General features: G+C 63.1%; 16 protein-coding genes and 1 pseudogene. 12 read left to right on the top strand and 5 right to left on the bottom strand.

Going from position 1 to position 16,835, the window contains the following annotated elements:
* Window positions 1-49 precede the first annotated feature (49 nt).
* From AC3D24_RS22085 to AC3D24_RS22040, 10 genes and pseudogenes are all read left to right on the top strand, one after another.
* Window positions 50-1,702, top strand: a complete 1,653-nt coding sequence (locus AC3D24_RS22085) for an alginate export family protein (RefSeq protein ID WP_489033703.1) — start codon at window positions 50-52, stop codon at window positions 1,700-1,702.
* Window positions 1,703-1,771: 69 nt separating this feature from the next.
* Window positions 1,772-3,028 (top strand): MFS transporter, encoded by a 1,257-nt coding sequence (locus AC3D24_RS22080; protein WP_489033701.1) that lies wholly within the window; start codon window positions 1,772-1,774, stop codon window positions 3,026-3,028.
* Window positions 3,029-3,092: 64 nt separating this feature from the next.
* Window positions 3,093-3,803, top strand: a complete 711-nt coding sequence (locus AC3D24_RS22075; protein ID WP_489033700.1) for a CoA transferase subunit A — start codon at window positions 3,093-3,095, stop codon at window positions 3,801-3,803.
* Window positions 3,800-4,480: a 3-oxoacid CoA-transferase subunit B gene (locus tag AC3D24_RS22070; protein ID WP_489033698.1), complete on the top strand. Its 681-nt coding sequence runs from the start codon at window positions 3,800-3,802 to the stop codon at window positions 4,478-4,480. The genes AC3D24_RS22075 and AC3D24_RS22070 overlap by 4 nt, the downstream gene beginning before the upstream one ends.
* Window positions 4,477-5,193: a protocatechuate 3,4-dioxygenase subunit beta gene (gene pcaH, locus AC3D24_RS22065; RefSeq protein WP_489033696.1), complete on the top strand. Its 717-nt coding sequence runs from the start codon at window positions 4,477-4,479 to the stop codon at window positions 5,191-5,193. The genes AC3D24_RS22070 and pcaH overlap by 4 nt, the downstream gene beginning before the upstream one ends.
* Window positions 5,183-5,884 carry a protocatechuate 3,4-dioxygenase subunit alpha gene (pcaG, locus tag AC3D24_RS22060; protein ID WP_489033694.1) on the top strand — a complete coding sequence of 234 codons (702 nt, stop codon included), beginning with the start codon at window positions 5,183-5,185 and terminating at the stop codon, window positions 5,882-5,884. The genes pcaH and pcaG overlap by 11 nt, the downstream gene beginning before the upstream one ends.
* Window positions 5,885-5,890: 6 nt before the next feature.
* Complete coding sequence (locus AC3D24_RS22055) at window positions 5,891-7,033, top strand: lyase family protein (protein WP_489033692.1); 1,143 nt, start codon at window positions 5,891-5,893, stop codon at window positions 7,031-7,033.
* A 4-nt stretch (window positions 7,034-7,037) separates the two neighbouring features.
* On the top strand, window positions 7,038-8,225 hold the full coding sequence (gene pcaDC / locus AC3D24_RS22050) for a bifunctional 3-oxoadipate enol-lactonase/4-carboxymuconolactone decarboxylase PcaDC (RefSeq protein ID WP_489033690.1): 1,188 nt from the start codon (window positions 7,038-7,040) through the stop codon (window positions 8,223-8,225).
* Between the two features lie 4 nt (window positions 8,226-8,229).
* Window positions 8,230-9,435: a 3-oxoadipyl-CoA thiolase gene (gene pcaF / locus AC3D24_RS22045; protein WP_489033808.1), complete on the top strand. Its 1,206-nt coding sequence runs from the start codon at window positions 8,230-8,232 to the stop codon at window positions 9,433-9,435.
* 307 nt (window positions 9,436-9,742) lie between these two features.
* Window positions 9,743-10,075: pseudogene (locus AC3D24_RS22040) on the top strand (site-specific integrase); the annotation flags it as partial.
* A 22-nt stretch (window positions 10,076-10,097) separates the two neighbouring features.
* Here the strand turns inward: AC3D24_RS22040 and AC3D24_RS22035 are convergent.
* The 5 genes from AC3D24_RS22035 to AC3D24_RS22015 form a co-directional block, all read right to left on the bottom strand.
* Entirely contained in the window at window positions 10,098-10,352 is a 255-nt protein-coding gene (locus tag AC3D24_RS22035) for a hypothetical protein (protein WP_489033688.1), read from the bottom strand.
* A 380-nt stretch (window positions 10,353-10,732) separates the two neighbouring features.
* Window positions 10,733-12,886, bottom strand: coding sequence for a xanthine dehydrogenase family protein molybdopterin-binding subunit (locus AC3D24_RS22030; RefSeq protein ID WP_489033686.1), 2,154 nt, complete (start codon window positions 12,884-12,886; stop codon window positions 10,733-10,735).
* Entirely contained in the window at window positions 12,883-13,902 is a 1,020-nt protein-coding gene (locus tag AC3D24_RS22025; RefSeq protein ID WP_489033685.1) for an FAD binding domain-containing protein, read from the bottom strand. Before AC3D24_RS22025 ends, AC3D24_RS22030 begins: the two co-directional genes overlap by 4 nt.
* Window positions 13,902-14,510, bottom strand: coding sequence for a (2Fe-2S)-binding protein (locus AC3D24_RS22020; protein WP_489033683.1), 609 nt, complete (start codon window positions 14,508-14,510; stop codon window positions 13,902-13,904). Before AC3D24_RS22020 ends, AC3D24_RS22025 begins: the two co-directional genes overlap by 1 nt.
* 219 nt (window positions 14,511-14,729) lie before the next feature.
* Window positions 14,730-14,990 carry a DksA/TraR family C4-type zinc finger protein gene (locus tag AC3D24_RS22015; protein ID WP_489033682.1) on the bottom strand — a complete coding sequence of 87 codons (261 nt, stop codon included), beginning with the start codon at window positions 14,988-14,990 and terminating at the stop codon, window positions 14,730-14,732.
* A 144-nt stretch (window positions 14,991-15,134) separates the two neighbouring features.
* Here AC3D24_RS22015 and AC3D24_RS22010 point away from each other — a divergent pair, with 144 nt between their 5' ends.
* Window positions 15,135-15,440 carry a hypothetical protein gene (locus AC3D24_RS22010; RefSeq protein WP_489033681.1) on the top strand — a complete coding sequence of 102 codons (306 nt, stop codon included), beginning with the start codon at window positions 15,135-15,137 and terminating at the stop codon, window positions 15,438-15,440.
* A 130-nt stretch (window positions 15,441-15,570) separates the two neighbouring features.
* Complete coding sequence (locus AC3D24_RS22005) at window positions 15,571-16,770, top strand: IS256 family transposase (protein WP_489031911.1); 1,200 nt, start codon at window positions 15,571-15,573, stop codon at window positions 16,768-16,770.
* Window positions 16,771-16,835 lie beyond the last annotated feature (65 nt).

The raw sequence follows: 16,835 nt of genomic DNA, 5'->3' as shown, positions 1-16,835 counted from the left end.
CCAGTTGAGCGGCGACTTCAATGGGAGCGCCGATTTCTAGGAGAGATCGATGACATCGCTTATTATGGTGTGCGGAATAGCGGGAGCGTGGCTTCTGGCCGGATCGGCTGCCGTGTCGCCGCAGGTGGCCACATCATCTGCGGCGGGTGAAAAAGAGAAGCTTGAGGCGAACAGTACCTCCCCGAGCGCGGGTACAGTTCAGCGCCCGAGGCGTAAGACCTACACTCCGACGGGGAGCGGCGAGGCATCATCTCAGGAGCAACTCACGCAAAATCGGAAGGCTGCGCCGACGCGTTTTTTGCTGCGCGACAGGCCAGTTCCAATTTTTCCGAATCCCTTTCCTGCTGCCGCGCGCGGAGACGGACCCCGAGCGGGACCCTTCATGTACGTCCGCTACGCGGAGGATTGGTCCAGCCTGCGCGATGCAGGCAGTGGGAAACGTGATTTGTTCGACCCGCTCAAGTTCATACCGATTGCTGACGGTGGGGACGTGTATCTAACTCTTAGCGGCGAACACCGTTCGCGTCTAAATTATACTACGAACCCAGGGCTGCGCGACGTCAAGGCGCAGGACCAATGGCTAGTACGCAACGTCGTCGGCGCTGATCTGCACGTGGGTTCTCACTTCCGGGCATTCGGGGAACTAAACAACAGCAACGCCTTCGGCGCTCCAGGCGTTGATGCCTCGCCGATGCAGCGCAACGATCTGCTGGTGCAGCAGCTTTTCGCCGAAGTCGACGCAGTAGTATCTGACATCGCACTAGGCCTGCGGATCGGGCGTCAGGAGTTTATGGACGGTCCACCTAACGTCCTGCACATCCGACCGGCGCCAGACGTATACACCTCGATGGACGGAGTTCGGCTGAATGTTGCCAGCAGCAGGGCGCGGGCAAGCCTCTTTTCCTTCAAGACTGTAGCTCTCGGACGCAAGGCGTTCGATGATCCAACCAACGACGGGGAGCGGTTCCGCGGCGTGAGCACGAGCTTCGTTCTGCCCGCGTTCAAGATCGGAAGCGCTGACGCGAAGCTGTTCTTTGATCCGTTTCTGTGGAACCACCGTCAGGACGAGCGCCGCTGGGGTTCGGCTGTCGGCCGAGACGATCGCAACTTCTATGGGGCGAGGCTGTGGGGAACTGCGGGCGATGCGACGTTGGATCTGTCAGTAATCCGGCAGGACGGCTCCTTCGCCAGCCGCGACATTTCCGCTTGGGGCGTGTTCGCCAATGGTGGGTACTTATTGAGCGATGGCCCGCTGCATCCGCGGATCGGTGCCCATGTCGACTATACGAGTGGGGGAGGGGCGTATGGCTCGGGCAAGCTGAAAAGCTTCCAGTTCTTTTACGGCTCCATTCCGTATTTTTCCTGGGGCAACCTCGTCGGGCCGACCAACTTGGCGGACGTTTCCGTCAACATGCGAGTGACGCCGCTTTCCCGAGTGTCGGTGACCGCGGAAGCGTCGCTGTTGCGCCGGCCGAGTGAGACCGACGCCGTATATACCTTCTTGGGAACGCCCTTCACTGGCACCCAGAACGTACGCGGTCACGACATCGGGCGCCTGATCAAGGCTGATGTGCTCTGGCAGGTAAATCCTCACCTTAGCGCTGGGATAAAGACCGACTTCCTGTTCGCAGGCGATGTTCTGAAGCGTGCTGGGCTCAGCAGCAGCACGTACTTCGGATCGGAGATCCAATTTCGGTTCTGATCTCTGCAGCGCGGAGAGTGCGCCACCATCAACAATAAGCCCGGTCGCCGGGAAACAAGGAGAGCGACGTTGACGACATCGAATGAGGGCCAAACCGACCATGTCCTACGAGAGCGCAACGGCTATCGTTGGTTCCTCCTCGTAATATGTTGGTTGGCATTCACGCTCACCTCCGCAGATAGATCGGCATGGGGACCATCATCGCTGTTCGTCGGCGAGGCGCTAGGCGTACCACTCGCAAGCCTTGGTGTCTTTGCGACCGCCTACTACGCGGGATATGTGCTCTCGAACGTGGCGGGCGGCTACTTCACGGATCGAATGGGCGGGCGCACCATAATCGCAACTTCGCTAATAGGAGCGGGCGTATTCATGTTCGTCTTCGGATCGACCCGTTCGGCGGTGCTTGGCATCGCCGTGCAGGGCGTGGTCGGACTGTTCGCCGGGGCCGAATACAGCGCGGGCATCAAGCTGCTTGCGAGCTGGTTCCGTCCTAAGGAGCTCGGCAAGGTCATGGGAGTGTACACCTCCGCTACTGCATTAGGCGTGTTCATCGCCAACACGATCGTCCCACGGCTCATCGACGCGTACAACTGGACCGCCGCATATCACGCATTTGGCACGATCTCGATTGGCATCGGCGTCCTGTGCTTCTTCGCGGTCCAGCCCGGTCCGGTCCGTGCAAAAGCACTCGCTGAAGCGGGCGAGAGCCCGATACGCGCGCTGTTGCGCAACCGTAATCTCCTCTTGGTTGCCCTGTCTGGCTTTGGAGGGTTTTGGGGTACGTACGGCTTCGTAATTTGGTCGAATGCCCTCATGATTAAGGGGCGAGGACTCGATCACCGTACGGCAGGGACCATCGTCGCCATCTTCGCGGTCACGGGCATCTTGGGCAAGCCCCTCATTGGCTGGCTATCGGATCGGATGAACGGCGCGCGGCGGGTGCCTGCCATGGCCATGCTCGGCCTCTTCTCCGTGATGCTGCTGGTGTTTGGCGTGCTCCATACGCCGATCGCGTTCATCATCGCTGCGCCGCTGCTCGGTCTATCTGCGTACTGCTACCTGCCGATGATCGTTGCGCTCGTTCCTCGGCTCGTAGGCAGCGCCCACCTGGGCGTGGCAGCGGGCGTTACTAATGCGTTCTGGCAACTTGGCAGCACGCTGGTTCCACTCGCAGTAGGCGCGGCGTTTGCATGGTCAAGCAACTCGTTCATTGTCGCGCTGGCCGTCCTCGCGGTCGGCCCTTTGCTGGGAATGATCGCGATGTACTTCGTCAACGAACATCCTGCGGATGTACAGGTCATCGTCGACAAGGGAGCCGGCGGATGAGAACAAGGGCAGCTACTGTACGTAAAACGTTCTTTTCGAACTCGTGTGATCCGCAGGAGAAGGCATGACCAACAAGATTTTTGTCTCCCCTTCCTCGGCCTTGCGGGGAATTTTGTTCGACGGCATGACCATCATGTCGGGCGGCTTCGGGCTATCGGGCAACCCCGAAAGCTTGATCCCGGAAATTCGCGCGGCAGGTGTCACGGGATTGACCGTCATCTCCAACAATGCGGGCGCGGACGGGTTCGGCCTGTGGATGCTTTTGGAAAGTCGGCAGATAGCGAAGATGATTTCGTCCTATGTCGGTGAGAACAAGCTGTTCGAGCAGCAATATCTAAGCGGTGAACTGGAACTGGAACTGACCCCGCAGGGGACGCTTGCCGAGCGCATCCGCGCGGGCGGCGCGGGCATACCGGCGTTCTACACGAAGACCGGCGTCGGTACCGTTGTAGCCGAGGGCAAGCCGGTCAAGACGTTCGACGGCGAGGAGTATGTTCGCGAGACGTGGTTGAAGGCGGACCTGTCGATCATCAAGGCATGGCGCGCCGACCCGGCGGGCAATTTGATGTTCCGCAAGACCGCGCGCAATTTCAATCCCAACATGGCGACCGCAGGCAAGGTGACGGTCGTCGAGGTCGAGGAGATCGTCGAGGCGGGCGCGTTCGACCCCGACTGCATCCATGTGCCCGGCATCTATGTCGACCGCATCGTCCTGTCGACGATCGACGAGAAGCGCATTGAGAAGCTGACCGTGCGCCAGCGGGAGACGGCATGATGGCCCATCAGACCAAAGGCTGGACGAGGGAGCAGATGGCGGCACGTGCGGCGCGCGAGTTGCAGGACGGCTATTACGTCAATCTTGGCATCGGCATTCCGACGCTTGTCGCGAACTATATCCCGGACGGCGTGAACGTCACGCTACAGTCGGAAAACGGCATGCTCGGGATGGGGCCATTCCCGTATGAGGGCGAGGCCGATCCCGACCTGATCAACGCGGGCAAGCAGACCATCACCGCGCTGCCGACCTCCAGCTTCTTCTCCAGCGCGGACAGCTTCGCGATGATCCGCGGCGGGCATATCGACATGGCGGTGCTCGGTGCGATGGAAGTCGCCGCCAACGGCGACATCGCCAACTGGACGATTCCCGGCAAGATGGTGAAGGGGATGGGCGGCGCGATGGATTTGGTCGCCGGCGTGCGTAAAGTCGTGGTCGTGATGGATCACGCGAACAAGGCGGGCGAACCCAAGATTCTTGAAACGTGTACGCTGCCGCTGACCGGCAAGGGCGTGGTCGACCTGATCGTCACCGATCTGTGCGTTCTCGCCTGCGACAAGAAGGCGGGCGGGCTGACGCTGGTCGAACTTGCGCCGGGCGTGTCGCTGGATGAGGTCCGGACGAAGACCGGTGCGGCGTTCGACGCGCGCGCCCTCGAGCAGGAGAATGCGGCATGACCGACGTGATCGCTTATTCGGCGGAGGAGGCGGGACTGTCGCCTTCGCTGCATCCCGACTATCGCTCGACGGTCGACCGCAGTCCGCGCCAGCCTTTGATCGCGATCCCGCCGACGCTGACCGAGACGACCGGTCCCAGCGCGTGGGACCGCCTGATGGTGGGACCCTCGGGGATCGACCTGACCGCGCAACATCCGGGCGTGCCGCAGGGTCAGCGCATCATCGTCTCCGGGCGCGTGCTCGACGATCGCGCACGCCCAGTGGGCAACACCGTTATCGAGATCTGGCAGGCCAATGCTGCAGGGCGCTACATCCATTCGGCGGACAATTGGGACGCGCCGCTCGACCCGAATTTTACCGGAGCCGGGCGGGTCGTCACCGATGACGAAGGGCGGTACAGCTATGTCACGATACGGCCGGGCGCCTACCCTTGGGGTAACCACAAAAACGCCTGGCGGCCGGGGCATATCCATCTGTCGCTGCTCGGCCCTGCGTTTGCGACGCGGCTCGTGACGCAGATGTATTTCCCCGACGATCCGCTGATCGAGATCGACCCGATCGCCAATGCCATACCGATGCCCGCTCGCCAGCGGATGGTTGGCCGCTTCGACATCAAGAGCACGAAGCCTGCCTGGGCGCTCGGCTATCTGTTCGACATCGTCCTGAAAGGGCGCGACGAGACGCCCTTCGAGGATCACGACCATGACCATTGAGATCGTAGTCGAGGACCGCGAGACTGCACCGCGGATCGACAATCAGGATCCAACGATTTTCGGGCAGACCCCGTGGCAGACGGTCGGGCCCTTCTTCCACTACGGCCTGCCATGGAAGGGCGGCGCCGATCTTGTCGGCAAGTCCGACATGGGCGCCCGCACCGACCTGTTCGGCGAGGAGCATTATGTCCTCAATCTGTCATCGCCGAGCGGCACGCCTGAGGGCGAGGTGATCGAGATCGCGGGGCAGGTGTTCGATGCGAAGGGGGTGCCGATCCTCGATGCGATGATAGAGATCTGGCAGGCTAACGCGGTCGGTCGCTATGCGAGCATCGACGATGCGCGTGAGACGGTGCCGATCGATCCGCATTTCATCGGCTTCGGTCGCGCTTCGGTCGACAGCGACGGTATCTACCGGTTCCGCACCATTCGGCCGGGGCGTGTGCCGGGGCCCGGCAACACGCTTCAGGCGCCACATCTTGCGGTGTCGGTGTTCGGGCGTGGTATACTGAAACGCCTCGCGACGCGGCTGTATTTCGCCGATGGCGAAGGCAATGACGACGATCCGGTCTTGAGCGCCGTTCCGGAAGAGCGTCGCACGACGCTTATCGCCCACCAGCGAGCCGACCGGTGCTGGTGGTTCGACATCCGGCTGCACGGCGATGCTGAGACGGTTTTCTTTGCGGTATGATCCCGAATGACTGATCTCCTCCGTACCCGCCCTGCCACGACGCCCGCCATGCTGGCCGTCTTCGACGACGACGCCACCATTGCCCATGCGCTTGCATTCGAAGGCGCCTTGGCGCGAGCACAGGCGGCAGAGGGGGTGATTTCCGAGGAGCTTGCGCTTGCGATTGTCGATGCATGCATAACGACGGCGATCGATTCTGGTGAACTGGCCGAGGAAGCAGCGCTGGCAGGCACGTTGGCCATACCTCTCGTCGCCCGCTTGCGTGCCTCACTAAGTGGCGATGCTAAGAAGGCGGTACACAAGGGCGTGACCAGTCAGGACGTGGCCGACACCGTATTGATGATGCAAACGCAGGCGGCAGCCGAGCTGGTACTTAGGGACCTCGACCGTATCGTCGAAGCCCTTAGCCACCTTGCGATACGCCACGCCGAGACACCTGCGGTCGGGCGCACATTGTTGCAGGATGCGTTGCCCGTCGCGTTCGGTCTTCGCATCGCGCACTGGATGGCCGGCATCGCCGATGCCGCCCAGCGACTGCGCGGCGAAGTAGCAGACCATGCCCGGATCCAGCTTGGGGGCGCGGCGGGCGCGAGAACTGGGCTCGACGGCGCAGGACTGGCAATTGCATCGCGGATGGCAAGCGAGCTTGGTCTTGCGGCCAGCGAACCATGGCACGCGCGCCGGATCGGCATCGCCTCGATCGGCACCAGTCTGGCTATCGCGATCGGCGCCGTTGGGAAGATGGCGCGCGACGTAGCGCTCCTGTCGCAGAACACGGTTGCTGAGGCACGTGAGCCGGCGATCGCGGGGCGGGGCGGGTCCTCCGCGATGGCGCATAAGCGCAACCCGACCGGGTGCCAGATCGCGCTGTCGGCAGCGCTGCGCGCACCTGGGCTAGCGGCGACAATTCTCGCAGGCCTGCCGCAGGAAGAAGAGCGCGGGCTAGGTGGTTGGCAAGCGGAGGGTCCCGTATTGGCCGACCTGTTCCTGCTCGCGGCCGGTGCGGCGGAAGCGATGGCGGGTGTCGCGGAGGGGCTCGAGATCGACGAAGGCGCGATCGCGCGCAACTTGAGTGATGCCAGCATTGGTATGGATATCGGCGAAAGCGCTGCCATCGTCCGCGCGCTTGTCGCCAGACGCGAAGGATAACTCTATGCCATTTGCGATCCGTGACGACGTGCGTCTCTATTGGAAGCTTGACGGCGCGCCCGACCTTCCCGTGCTCGTCCTGCTAAATTCTATCGGTACGGACATGGGGCTGTGGGATACGAGCGTTCCACACTTGCTGCCCGCCTTCCGTCTCCTGCGGGTCGACACGCGCGGGCACGGCGCGTCGGATACGCCGGATGGTGACTATAGCTTGGCGATGCTGGCCGACGATGTCGTAGCGGTCATGGATGTCGCAGGAGTGCAGACTGCAGCGGTCGCCGGTGTGTCGCTCGGCGGGATGATCGCAATGGAGCTGGCGCTGACGCATCCGACACGGATTATTGCGCTAGCGCTCGTCTGCACGTCGGCGACTATGGATGCTGGCGCATGGCGTGATCGGATCGAGGTGGTACGCTCAAGGGGTACGCGGGCGATCGCCGACATGGTCATGGGGCGGTTCCTGTCGCCGCGCTTTGTGGCGACGCATGGCGGCGCGGCCGCAAGCTTGCGTCAGGGCCTGATTGCTATGGCCGATGCGGGCTATGCGGGTTGCGGTGCCGCGATCCGTGACATGGCACTGGTCGACCGGTTACCGGCGATCGGTATTCCCACGCTCATCGTCGCGGGCGATCGCGACACCTCGACGCCGTTTGCGGGGCATGGCGAACACATCGCGGCGGCGGTGCCCGGCGCGCGCGTGGTGCATCTCGACGCCGCGCATCTCGCGCCGATCGAGACGCCCGTAGCGCTGGCGGCGACGCTTCGCGATTTTCTGGTACCGACCGATACTCAAGATGCCGCAAATACACTGTTCGAGGTAGGGCTGCTCAACCGGCGTCGCGTGCTGGGCGATGCGTGGGTCGATGCGTCGCTCGCCAAGAGGACGGACTTCACCGCCGATTTTCAGGCGATGATCACGCGGATCGCGTGGAACGAAGTCTGGGGTCGGCCGGGTCTTGATGATCGCAGCCGTCGGTTCATTGTGCTCGCCATCACCGTGGCACTCGGCTGCTGGGAGGAGTTCGCGCTCCATGTGCGTACCGGGTTGATGCGCGACGGCTTCACGCGCGAGGAGCTCAAGGAAGTGCTGATGCAATCGGCCATCTACGCGGGCGTGCCCGCCGCCAACACCGCCTTTGCCGAAGCAGGCAAGATCATCGCCGAGATCGACTCCGGCAGCGACAAGGATTAAACTCATCACTCACGCTTTCCTCTGCGACGCGATCCGCACGCCCATCGGCCGACTGAACGGGTCGCTCGCCGGCATCCGCGCCGACGACCTAGCCGCCATCCCGATCAAGGCGTTGATGAATCGCAATCCCGGCGTTGAATGGGGCGCTGTCGACGACACGATTTTGGGCTGCGCGAACCAGGCGGGCGAGGACAATCGCAACGTTGCGCGCATGGCCGTGCTGCTTGCCGGATTGCCCGAGGGCGTGTCGGGATCGACGATCAACCGGCTGTGTGGTTCGGGTCTCGACGCGATCGGGTCGGCAGCACGGGCGATCCGCAGCGGCGATGCCGAGTTCATGATTGCGGGTGGCGTCGAGAGCATGACGCGTGCGCCGTATGTCATGGGCAAGGCACATAGCCCATTCGATCGGGCGCAGAAGCTGGAAGATACGACGCTGGGCTGGCGTTTCGTCAACCCGGCGATGCGGCATGCTTATGGCGTCGACTCGATGCCGGAGACGGGCGAGAACGTTGCTGATCAATGGCATGTTAGTCGCGAAGACCAGGATCGCTTCGGCTTTGCCAGCCAGGAAAAGGCCGCTGCTGCGCAGGCGAGCGGACGGTTTACCGCTGAGATCGTGCCTGTCACGATCCCGCAGAAGAAGGGCGATCCGATCGTCTTCTCCGCCGACGAACATCTGCGGGCAACCAGCCTTGAGGCGCTCGCAAAGCTGAAGCCGGTCGTGCGGGCGGATGGCACCGTGACAGCCGGCAACGCGTCCGGCCTCAACGACGGCGCGGCCGCGACGCTCATCGCGTCAGAAGACGCAGCGGTGCGACACGGGCTGACCCCGCGCGCGCGGATCGTCGCCATGGCAGCGGCGGGCGTTGCTCCCCGGATCATGGGCGTGGGGCCGATAGAGGCGGCGCGCAAGCTGATGACGCTGGGTGGCATCTCGATCGAGCAACTCGACGTGATCGAACTGAACGAGGCGTTCGCTAGTCAGGCGATCGCAACGTTGCGCGACCTCGACATAGATCCGTTCGACGACCCGCGCGTGAACCGTAACGGTGGTGCAATCGCGCTTGGTCACCCTCTCGGCATGTCCGGCGCGCGGATCACGATGAGCGCAGTCGAGGAACTTCATCGTACGGGTGGTCGCTACGCGATGGCGTTCATGTGTATCGGTGTCGGGCAGGGGATCGGCTTGTTGCTTGAGCGGGTCTGACATCCCGAACACAAAGCCGTGTCGATGAGAGTAGACCCGCAGTACAGACTCATCTGTCGCAACCGCTTCTACGTCTGATCAGCGCCATTCTCGGACATTATAGTAACTATAGCGATGTGCTACGAAGCCGGAATGCAGGGTAAATCGGACCAGCGGGCAGGCGTCGCGTGAGTGAAATCATCGTCCATCGTACCGACGGGGGGGGGCTGCCGGTTCGAGCGCGGCGTGGGATTGTCGAGCCGATCGATGTCCGCGTTACCCGGTTGCTGGGTCTTGCACTGCCGGCTGAAGGTGTCCCTGTCAGCGAGAGGCGGAGCCCGCACGCACCGTCTATACCGTCGGCACCGCCTCACTTAGTCGTCAGGGCGTCAACGGGATCTATCGGCGTGTGGCACTGAGCGCCTTCGATCAGGGGCTGGTCGAGATGCCGATCGCAACGGTTGAGGAGGCCGCGCGGGCGCTGTCGAGCCACTCGCTGCGCGTGGGCCTCACCCAGGATCTGTTTGCGGCCGGGGAGGATGGGGTCGGGATTGCTCAGGCGCTGCGCTGGTCCTCTCCGTCGACCGCGCTGCGCTACGGACGCAAGCTTGCAGCCAGGAGCAATGTTGCAGCACGCGTGTTGTCGAAGATCAGAGGCTGATAATCGGCTTACCCAGTGGGTGTTATGGCACGGACAGCGGTCCCGGCAACTGCCGAGGGAACCACGTCAGGAGGGCGTCCGACAGCGCCGTAGCGACAACGGAGGGATCGCCCGTTCGTGTGCCGCTAGCGCGCACCGTGGTCGCCTGCCCCGTCCACACAACGTGATTGTCGCGGCGCAGCGATACCGTCACCGCGAGACGGGTTACGATCAGTCCGCGCAATTGATCCTTCCCCGAAGGCAAAGTCAGCGACAGGCCTCCAAGGCCCGCTGCCATGCCCGGTCGGTCTGATCGATCGTTGCCAGACCGGACAACGCCGCGCTGTGTCTGCGATACCTCAACCTTGGCGACGTAAAGACTGTGGTTCGGGTCGGGCAGGGGCAGGAAAGGTGTTCGAAGGAGGGTTCGTTGAACGGCGTCGGTGAACGTTCTCGTGATAGCGGGAGACGAAGTCGAACTATCAGCAGCGACGATCGCTATCGTGCCGGGCCTGACTGCGGTGGTGGCAACCGGCGATTGCATCAAGGCTGCTGCCGCAGCGAGAGGAAGTACGTACATCCAACACAATCCGATGCTTTAAGGGGCTTTTGATGTAGCTCGGCACGTCGGAGGCATGTGATTTCCCGTCTCAGCCGCGGTCTTTCGCCTCGGTTCGATTACAGAAGATCTTCGATCCTGAACGGCATCTCGCGCAGCCGCTTGCCCGTCGCATGATGAATGGCATTGGCAATGGCGCCTGCACAGCCCGTCATTGCAACTTCGCCAAGCCCTTTTGCGCCAAGGGCATTGATGAGAGGATCTGGTCGATCGATAAAGCCGACGTCTATCGACCCGATGTCGGCATTCACAGGCACGACATAGTCGGCAAGATCGTTGTTCAGCCACCCGCCATAGCGCGGATCAACTTCGGTCGCTTCGCGGAGCGCCGCACCAATGCCCCAGATCACGCCACCCCGAACCTGACTCTCGGCCGTGCGCGGCGAGATCACCCGTCCACAATCGGCAATGCTGACGACGCGTGGCACGCGGACCCGCCGCGTACCGGGCTCGACATGCACTTCAACGAAGTGGGCAATGTAGCTGTAGGTCGTAAAGGTCGAATAATCCGGCCCGACCAGCGCCATGCCGCCCTTGCGCAGCGTCGCCAGATCCTTCGGACCCTGGTCGACAGCAACATGCTCGACCTCAACCTGAAGCGAGGGACGCCGTACAGTCGCAAGCTGTCGGTGAAGATTGCCCGCCACCTGACGCCCCGCCAACAGCTCGGCCATCGTAGCGTTCAACTTGGCAGCCGCCTCTGCCGCTGCCGGCACGACACTCGCGGTACCCCAGGATCCCGCCGTCGTGTGCTGAGGCGCTACACTGGTGTCGCCGATCGCGATCTCCAGTTTCAAAGGATCGATCGCCAGTTCGCGTACGAGAACCTGTTCGATGGTCGAGCGGATGCCCTGGCCCATCTCATGCCCCGCAGCCGCAAACCGGGTCGTGCCGTCTGCGTTCACGCGTAGCGTCACGATGTTGGGATGTGCGGAGCCCGGATAGGCGCCTGATGCTACGCCCCAGCCGACCTGCGTGCCGTCGGGCAGCGTCATCGATCCCGGCTGGAGACTGCGCCGTTCCCAACCGAACCGGCGTGCCCCCTCTGTCAGGCAGTCCGACAGATAGCAGGAAGAGAGTTTATGGCCGTGGATCGGATCGGTCGTGGCGCGGTGGCGCAGTCGGAAGGCGACCGGATCGACGCCGAGCTTGAGGGCAAGTTCGTCCACCGCGCTTTCGAAGGCGAAGCACGACGGGTGCGGCGTCGGCGACCGCATATAGCCTGGCGCCTGCGTATCGATCCGCAGATTGGCGGCGGTCCCGTGATAATTCTCGATACCGTACAGCATGGGCACGGACTCATGGTAGTCAGGCGGAAACTGGCCTTCGCGTGATTGCTGCTGATCGGCATCGTAGCGCACCGCGATCATTTTGCCGCTGGCATCCGCACCGATCTCGATCCGGTGACGGTTCTTTGGCCGGAAGGTCGCGTTATGGAAAATCTGCCCGCGCGGCAGGACAAGTTTGACCGGTCGGCCGAGCAGCATCGCGGCGCGGGCGACAAGGGCGGTCTGGCGCTGTGCCCCGCCACGCTGGCCGAAGCCCCCGCCGATTTGTGGGCTCTTTACCGTCACCTGCTCGGGCGTAAGGCGCATGTTGCGCATTACGGCACCCTTAGTGTTGCTGCTGCTCTGCGTGCTTTCGTAGATGGTGAGTTGCCCATTCTCCCATACGGCGGTCGTCGACAGCATCTCGATCGGGTTATGGTGCTGTGGCGGGGAGACATAGTCCGCCTTGTGCCGTGTTACCGCCCGCGCCATCGCCTGCGTCGCATCGCCCGCTGTCACCGGTTTGACGGCTTCGCGCACCATCCCCGGCTGCTCGACGAGCGAGGTGAACGCGGGCGCTGTTGTGTAGGTCGGACGAATGGCCTCGGCGCCCTCGATCGCGGCCTCGAGCGTCTCGGCAACGACAAGTGCGACCGGCTGGCCACGATAGGCAATGTCGGCCGTGAGCGTCGCAGGCGGGGGCGGTGCGCCAGGGGTCGCAGGAGGGGGCGGCAGAAAGTCGGTCGCGGTCAGCACGCGAATAACGCCCGGCACCTGCATCGCTGCATCGACCGACAGCGCGGCAATCCGCCCCTTCGCAATGGTTGCCGGGACCTGCATTGCGTACAGCAGCCCAGCGACCTGATGGTCGGCTCCATAGCGCGCAGCGCCCGTCACCTTCTCACGGGCATCGGCACGGGGACGGTTGGGGAAGGGGGCGGTCATGACCGGTTCCTCGCTGCGGCGATAGTCAGGGCATCGGCAACGGTCCGCGCGCCGAGTTCGATCTTGAAGCCGTTCTGCTTGCCAGCTTTGGCATCGGCAAGCGCGGCGTGGCCTGCAGCCAGGGCAGTCGCCGGGGTCAGGGACTTGCCAGCCAGCAGCGCCTCTGCCGCGGTCGCCCGCCATGGTTTGGTCGCCACGCCGCCAAGTGCGATCCGGGCGCGCGTCACTGTGTCACCATCCATGTCCAACGCGACCGCTGCCGAGGCGAGCGCGAAGGCGTAGCTCTCCCGGTCACGGATCTTGTGATACGTCGAATGCCGGCCTGCCTTCGTCTTTGGCACGACGATCGCCGTGATCATCTCGCCTGGCTGCAGCGCGAACTCCAGGTTCGGCGTGCTGCCCGGTAGACGATAGAGTTCGGCAATCGGGATCGCGCGGCTACCACTGGCGCCCAGCACTTCGACATAGGCGTCGAGCGCGACGAGCGCGACGGGCCAGTCGCCAGGCGAGACGGCGGTGCATGACGAACTCTGGCCTAGCACGGCCTGGCCGCGGTCGAGTCCACCGATTGCCGCGCAACCCGAGCCTGGCTCCCGCTTGTTGCAGGGGTAGGTGTTGCCGACCGACGTTCCGCCCGCACCGTTTCGGAAATAGAGACAGCGGGTCCGCTGGAGCAGGTTACCGCCGACCGTCGCCATGTTGCGCAACTGCTGCGAGGCAGCCTTCCACAACGCCTCGGCAAGGACGGGGTAATCGCGTAGAACGACCTTGTCGGTGGCGACCGCGCTCATTGGTGCGAGTGCCTCGAAGCGTAGCCGCTTGCCGTTCGTCTCAATTCCATCGAGCCCTCGGATCGCGGTGACGTCGATGAGGTGCTGAGGCTTCTCGATGTCGAGCTTCATCAGGTCATAGAGCGAGGTGCCGCCTGCGATGTAGCGCGCACCGGCTCCCGCGGCTGTGAAGGCCTGGACTGCCGCTACGGCGCTTTCGGGTCGTGCATAGGTGAAGGGGCGCATCAGGCTTTCTCCCTTCCCGCAAACTGCTCGATCGCCGCGACGATGCCGACATAGGCCCCGCAGCGGCAGATGTTGCCGCTCATATATTCGCGAATGCGGTCCTTCGATGTGGCGTTGCCTTCGCGCACGCACGCGACTGCCGCCATGATCTGCCCCGGTGTGCAATAGCCGCATTGCAGCGCATCGTGATCGATGAAGGCCTGCTGCATCGGATGCAGCGTCTCGCCATCGGCAAGCCCTTCGATCGTCGTCACCGCACGTCCGTCGACCTTGGCTGCTAGCGTGAGGCAGGACGCTACGCGCCGACCATCGACGTGAACGGTACATGCGCCGCACTGGCCATGGTCGCAGCCCTTCTTGGCGCCAGTCAGATGCAGTTGCTCACGCAGGAGATCGAGCAGCGATGTCCGCACATCGATCTCTACCGGTACCGCCTTGCCGTTGACCGTCGTCCGGATCGCCAATCGGACGCCCACAGGCTTGGCTGCACGCGGAGCGACTGCAGCATTGCCCTCGGAAATAAGCGTAGATGCTGTAAGCACTGCAGTGCCACCCAGTGCGGTGCGCCGCGTCAGCGGCACTCCCAGCAAATGATCCATATCAGCCATCTACATCTCTCCGGACGGGCGCCTGCCTCGCCGGGCATTCGTAGCCTAAACAGATGGTTAGCCAAAGCGCTCAGATGGGTCGTGCAGCCGTCGCTACCATCGACGCGTGCCAGCTAAGGGGGCCAGCTCCGGAAGCTTCGCTTACATTCTCAGAGGAGTCTGACCTTGTCGATACGCGGCGCAGTTGTGAGAAGGGTACAACCCTGCGGTGTGCCTAAACTATTTCAGTTGGCTGTCCTTGCTCCCACGTCGGTTCATGCCGGTCGCCACGGGGCGGTCCCGGCCGCTCTGACAGGCTACGCAGGTGTGTACGCCCGGTAGCGCGCGTCGGCGCCCTTCGGGAATATCGTCCCCGCACAAGGTGCAGGTCAGCCGGCTTTCACCCGCCGGCATCTGCGCGCGGGCCGCCAGAACGGCATCGGTAATGGTATCATCAATCTGGTCCTGCACCGCGCCGTCGCGGCTCCATCCACCGGCCACTTATCTTCTCCTGTTACTGTACCTCACCATGTAGGAACGGTTCGCACCCACGCCATGAATGTCGCGAGCCAGCGGAAGCACAAAAAACACCGTTGGATGAGGGAGTTTATGCGTCCATGGACGATCCCAGAACGTTTCAAGTGAATGAGCAAAACCCAATTTCCGCTTCGCTTCGACCCTAGTTTCGAAAACGTGCCGGATGACGAGGTGGAGACGCAGCGCGGCCTTACCGAGGCGATGCTGGCGATCCAGCGCAAGACGCACGCAGATACAGGTTATGCTCACCGGGCGGTACACGCCAAAGCTCACGGCTATCTCAAAGCCAAGTTCGAGGTCCTGCCCGATCTTCCGACATCTCTTGCGCAGGGACTGTTCGGGAGCCCTGCTACATACAATACCATTCTGCGTTTCAGCACGACACCAGGGGTCGTGTCCCCGCTGGTGGTGTAGCTCAGCGGTAGTGAAGCTGACCGGCCGCGCGCTATCATCCAGCGCCGTAGCGGCCGGTCAGGTTCACGGGTGGCCATCGAAGATCTTCGGATAGGATTGGGTTGCAAGACTCAACCAACGGAGACCTTCGATGACCGACGATACAATGAACCTGCAGGCGCTTGTGGGAAAGAGCGCGGATGCGGAATTTCTACGTGAGATGATTGGCTTTGCCGCGCAGCGGCTGATGGATCTGGAGGTCGGCAGTCTGACCGGCGCTGGCTATGGCGAGAAGAGCAGTGACCGGCTCGCCCAGCGCAACGGCTACCGCGAGCGGGACTGGGAAACGCGGGCTGGCACCGTTGAGCTGCGGATCCCCAAGCTGAGAACCGGCAGCTACTTTCCCGCCTTCCTGGAGCCTCGGCGCCTTTCGGAGAAGGCGCTGACCGCGGTTGTCCAGGAGGCATACATCCAGGGGATCTCGACCCGGTCGGTCGACGACCTGGTGAAAGCGATGGGAATGTCGGGCATCTCGAAAAGCCAGGTGAGCCGGCTGTGCGAGGAGATCGACGTCCGCGTGAAGGCGTTTCTCGACCGGCCTATCGAGGGCGACTGGCCGTACGTGTGGATCGACGCGACGTACCTGAAAGTGCGTCAGGCTGGTCGGATCGTCTCGGTCGCGGTCACCATTGCGGTCGGCGTGAACAGTGACGGCAGGCGCGAGGTGCTCGGCATGGCAATCGGTGCGTCGGAGGCCGAGACGTTCTGGACAGACTTCCTCCGCGGCCTCGCGCGGCGGGGCCTACGCGGCGTGAAACTCATCATCTCGGATGCCCACGAGGGCATCAAAGCTGCCGTCTCACGCGTGTTCAGCGCCACGTGGCAGCGGTGCCGCGTACATTTCGCGCGCAACGCTACGGCCCATGCCGGCAAGAGCGGGCGGCGCGTCGTCTCGGCCTTCATCGCCACCGCGTACGCACAGGAGACGCCCGAAGCCGCCAAGGGTCAGTGGCGCAAGGTCGCCGATCAGCTCAGGCCCAATGTCCCCAAGCTCGCGAAGCTCATGGACACTGCCGAGGAGGACGTGCTCGCGTACATGTCGTTCCCGCCACAGCATCGCACCAAACTACATTCGACCAATCCGCTCGAACGCCTCAACGGCGAGATCAAGCGGCGCACCAATGTCGTCGGCATCTTCCCCAACGAGGATGCCATCACCCGGCTGGTCGGGGCCATTCTGCTAGAACAGAATGACGAGTGGGCGGTCCAGCGGGGGCGCTACATGACACTGGAAAGCGTGACGCAATTGAGCGATGATCCCACCGTCACGTTGTCGTCCATGGCGGCGTGATCGACCCGGCCATGTCCGGAGATCAAAGCGGCTACGCCGCTGAAGCTACACCACGCGGTGGGACA

The sequence above is a fragment of the Sphingomonas sp. SL1004 genome (assembly GCF_057815015.1).
Note: the sequence above shows the minus strand (reverse complement) of the source record. Positions and strands in the feature narration are given on the sequence as shown.

Excerpts from the sequence above, each read along its gene's own strand:
- AC3D24_RS22055 (WP_489033692.1), top strand. The coding sequence starts at position 5,891 with ATGACTGATCTCCTCCGTACCCGCCCTGCCACGACGCCCGCCATGCTG.
- AC3D24_RS22070 (WP_489033698.1), top strand. The coding sequence starts at position 3,800 with ATGATGGCCCATCAGACCAAAGGCTGGACGAGGGAGCAGATGGCGGCA.
- AC3D24_RS22005 (WP_489031911.1), top strand. The coding sequence starts at position 15,571 with ATGACCGACGATACAATGAACCTGCAGGCGCTTGTGGGAAAGAGCGCG.
- AC3D24_RS22025 (WP_489033685.1), bottom strand. The coding sequence starts at position 13,902 with ATGCGCCCCTTCACCTATGCACGACCCGAAAGCGCCGTAGCGGCAGTC.
- AC3D24_RS22035 (WP_489033688.1), bottom strand. The coding sequence starts at position 10,352 with ATGGCAGCGGGCCTTGGAGGCCTGTCGCTGACTTTGCCTTCGGGGAAG.
- AC3D24_RS22075 (WP_489033700.1), top strand. The coding sequence starts at position 3,093 with ATGACCAACAAGATTTTTGTCTCCCCTTCCTCGGCCTTGCGGGGAATT.
- pcaDC (WP_489033690.1), top strand. The coding sequence starts at position 7,038 with ATGCCATTTGCGATCCGTGACGACGTGCGTCTCTATTGGAAGCTTGAC.
- AC3D24_RS22030 (WP_489033686.1), bottom strand. The coding sequence starts at position 12,886 with ATGACCGCCCCCTTCCCCAACCGTCCCCGTGCCGATGCCCGTGAGAAG.
- pcaG (WP_489033694.1), top strand. The coding sequence starts at position 5,183 with ATGACCATTGAGATCGTAGTCGAGGACCGCGAGACTGCACCGCGGATC.
- AC3D24_RS22020 (WP_489033683.1), bottom strand. The coding sequence starts at position 14,510 with ATGGCTGATATGGATCATTTGCTGGGAGTGCCGCTGACGCGGCGCACC.
- AC3D24_RS22010 (WP_489033681.1), top strand. The coding sequence starts at position 15,135 with ATGAGCAAAACCCAATTTCCGCTTCGCTTCGACCCTAGTTTCGAAAAC.
- pcaH (WP_489033696.1), top strand. The coding sequence starts at position 4,477 with ATGACCGACGTGATCGCTTATTCGGCGGAGGAGGCGGGACTGTCGCCT.
- AC3D24_RS22085 (WP_489033703.1), top strand. The coding sequence starts at position 50 with ATGACATCGCTTATTATGGTGTGCGGAATAGCGGGAGCGTGGCTTCTG.